This window comes from Bradyrhizobium sp. 23 (assembly GCF_023073295.1).
Classification (GTDB): Bacteria; Pseudomonadota; Alphaproteobacteria; order Rhizobiales; family Xanthobacteraceae; genus Bradyrhizobium; species Bradyrhizobium canariense_D.
Genome location: NZ_JADPJF010000148.1, coordinates 572,270 through 574,993, shown reverse-complemented (window position 1 = coordinate 574,993; position 2,724 = coordinate 572,270). Strand labels below are relative to the sequence as shown.

The 2,724-nt window shown below is 66.8% G+C and carries 4 protein-coding genes; 1 reads left to right on the top strand and 3 read right to left on the bottom strand.

The window, feature by feature from the left end:
* On the bottom strand, positions 1 to 225 hold a 225-nt coding region (locus tag IVB32_RS36080; RefSeq protein WP_247412910.1), incomplete at its 3' end, for an amidase family protein.
* A gap of 121 nt (positions 226 to 346) precedes the next feature.
* Between IVB32_RS36080 and IVB32_RS36075 the strand changes: the two genes are divergently transcribed.
* Positions 347 to 1,234 (top strand): LysR substrate-binding domain-containing protein, encoded by an 888-nt coding sequence (locus IVB32_RS36075; protein ID WP_018458637.1) that lies wholly within the window; start codon positions 347 to 349, stop codon positions 1,232 to 1,234.
* Between the two features lie 7 nt (positions 1,235 to 1,241).
* On the opposite strand, the gene IVB32_RS36070 is transcribed toward IVB32_RS36075, so the two are convergent.
* Together IVB32_RS36070 and IVB32_RS36065 are read right to left on the bottom strand one after the other, a co-directional pair.
* Positions 1,242 to 2,177: a carbohydrate kinase gene (locus IVB32_RS36070; protein ID WP_247404415.1), complete on the bottom strand. Its 936-nt coding sequence runs from the start codon at positions 2,175 to 2,177 to the stop codon at positions 1,242 to 1,244.
* Between the two features lie 5 nt (positions 2,178 to 2,182).
* Positions 2,183 to 2,724: FGGY-family carbohydrate kinase (locus IVB32_RS36065; protein WP_247412909.1), on the bottom strand; the 542-nt coding region annotated here is incomplete at its 5' end.

The following is a 2,724-nucleotide window of genomic DNA, read 5'->3' as shown; positions in this document are numbered from 1 at the left end:
GCCGTGCAGCAGGCCGAGCGGCTCGCCCGCCATCAGCTTGCGCTCGGCTTCGCGCGCGGCGGCAAGCGCCTCGTCGCCGCAGATCGTGATGAAGCAGTTCAGCTCAGGCTGGAGCGCTTCGGCGCGGGCGAGCACCGCGCGGGTGAGCTCGACGGGCGAGATCTGCTTTGTCGCGATGAGACCGCGCAGCACGGTTGCGGATAGCAGGCAAGGATCGCCGTTCATCGTCACATCGCTCCGAAGCGGGCCGCCGTTGGCCGATAGCATTGACAGCCAGGATGACAGTTTTGTTAACTCGCCGTCCAATACGATTTTGAGCACCAACCCATACGATTTCGGTATGCCAATGGATCTTCGCCGGCTCCGCTATTTCGTTGCCGTCGCCGAGGCGCGCAGCGTCGGCAAGGCGGCCGAGCGGCTGCGGATGGCGCAGCCGCCGCTCTCGGTCCAAATCCGCAAGCTGGAGGCCGAGGTCGGCGCGCCGCTGTTCCGCCGCGGCACGCGCGGCATGGATTTGACCGAAGCGGGCCAGGCGCTGCTGGCGCGCGCCGGCGAGGCGCTGGCGCTGGCGGCCGACGGCATCGAGGCCGCGCGCGCGGTCGCGGCCGGCAGCCGTGGTCGGCTGTCCGTCGGCTACATGTTCGTACTGGCGAACGCGATGCTGCCGCGTCTCATCCCCGAGTTGCGGCGATCCGTTCCCGGCGTCGATCTCGATTTCGCCGAGCTCAGTGCCACGACGCGCGAGCCGCGTCTGCTCGACCGTAGCGTCACGGTCGCGCTGTGCATGCCGGCGATCCACCATCCCGAGATCCAGGTGGCCCGAATCGGCGCGCAGCCGTTCGTGCTGGCGGTGCGAAACCGTTCGCCGCTTGCGCGCCTGAGCGCGGTGTCAATGACACGACTACAAGGCCGTCCGCTGATCGCGTTGCCGCCGCCGGAGCGCGACCCCTCCTCCTCCGCGGTCGCGGCCCTGCTGCGGCGGCATCAGATCGTGATGCCGATTGCGAGCCGGGTAGAGACAGTGCATTCGGCGATGAACCTGGTTCTCGCCGGTGAAGGCCTCGCCATCCTGCCCGCCTGCGCCCAGCTCGGGGCGCCGCGCGGCATCGTGTTCCGGCCGTTGCGGGATGCGACCGATTCCATCGACATCGCGGTCTGCTGGCGGCGGGATTCTCACAGCCCGCTGATCCGGACCTTCCTCAAATGCGCCGAGAAGGTCGTGGCACCGCTGTGACGCGACGCTACAAGCTCCAGATAATCTCGTGACTCCACGGCGGATCGGCACCGGGACGGGTGCAGGTGAGACCGGCGCAATTGGCAGCAAAGGATAGTGCACCGCGAAGCTCGTCCGCGCCGATATCCTTCAGTTGCTGTCGGGCGAGGCGTCCCTGCTTGTGCAGGGCGAACAACAACGCCGCCTGAAAACTGTCACCCGCGCCGATGGTGTCGGCGACCACGACCTTGGGGGCGGCGACCTCGATCTGTCCTGCCCCCGCATGCCACGCGATCGCACCGTTGTCGCCACGGGTGATGACGACGAGGCTCGCGCCGCGTGCAAGCAGCGTGCTCGCACGCTGGTGATACGGCTCGTCGGCGAACAGATAGGTAAAATCGACGTCTGACATCTTGATGAGATCGGCACAGCCGGCAAACTCGGCCATGCGGGCGAGATAAGCCGGCTTGTCCTTCACGAGGTTGGGCCGGCAGTTCGGATCAAAGGAGATTGTCGAGGACGCTCGTGCGTCCGCGATCAGGGCCATGGTCTCGCTCGCGCCCTGGTCATTGACCAGCGTGGTCGAGCCGACATGGAGAACTTCGACCGTATCGAAGGGAATAGAGCCGCGCCGGTAGGTCCAATTCCGCGTCGCGGTCTCGGCGTCGTAGAAAGCATAATGCGACTCTCCCGCAACGATACGCACGAAGGCGAGCGTGGTCTGGTGATCGCTGCTTGTGGCGAGACCGAGCTCGACATTGGATACAGCGGCGTGGTCGGCGATCATGCGCCCGAACATGTCCGTCGAGATCCCGCCGACAAAGCCGGTCGGCGCGCCGAGCCGCGCCATGCCGATTGCGACGTTGAGGCAGGAGCCGCCGACCGCCGGCATCACCGCTTCGCGCCCGTCGGTATTTCGCGTCGGGACAAAATCGATCAGCGCGTCGCCGCAGGAAATCAACATCCGTTTCAACCTCCGGCCATTCCACGCATCGCCGCGCGGCTGCCGCGATCGACCTCGCGCAGCAACTTGTAGACCTCGCGCTTGCGGGCGTGAAAGGCGGCAATGTCGGGCGTAGTGGGCTCGCTCTTCCGTCCCAACGCCGACATCTTGGCCATGGTTTCGCCGATCGAGGCATAGGCGCCGCCGGCGACTGCGCCGAGCATCGCGGCGCCGAGCAGCACGGGCTCCCTGGTCTGCGGCAGCGCCACGGTGAGGCCAGTCGTATCCGCCATGATCTGCCGCACCAGCGGACTGCGGCTGGCGCCGCCGCCCATGATCATGATGCTGGAATGGACGCCATGCGCGGTAAAGGCCTCGATCACCTCGGCAAGCCCATAGGCGAGCCCGCACAGACCGGCGACGAACAGCCGTTCCATCGAGGCGATGTCGGTGTCGAGATCGAGGCCCGCGATCACCGCGCGCGTGTCAGGGTCGGCATAGGGCGAGCGATTGCCGATGAACTCAGGAAGCACATGGACGTTGCGGGCCAGCAGCACGGCGCGGCTGG

What these genes read in the sequence shown, in the direction of transcription:
- IVB32_RS36075 (WP_018458637.1), top strand. Translation starts at nt 347, where the DNA reads ATGGATCTTCGCCGGCTCCGCTATTTCGTTGCCGTCGCCGAGGCGCGC.
- IVB32_RS36070 (WP_247404415.1), bottom strand. Translation starts at nt 2,177, where the DNA reads ATGTTGATTTCCTGCGGCGACGCGCTGATCGATTTTGTCCCGACGCGA.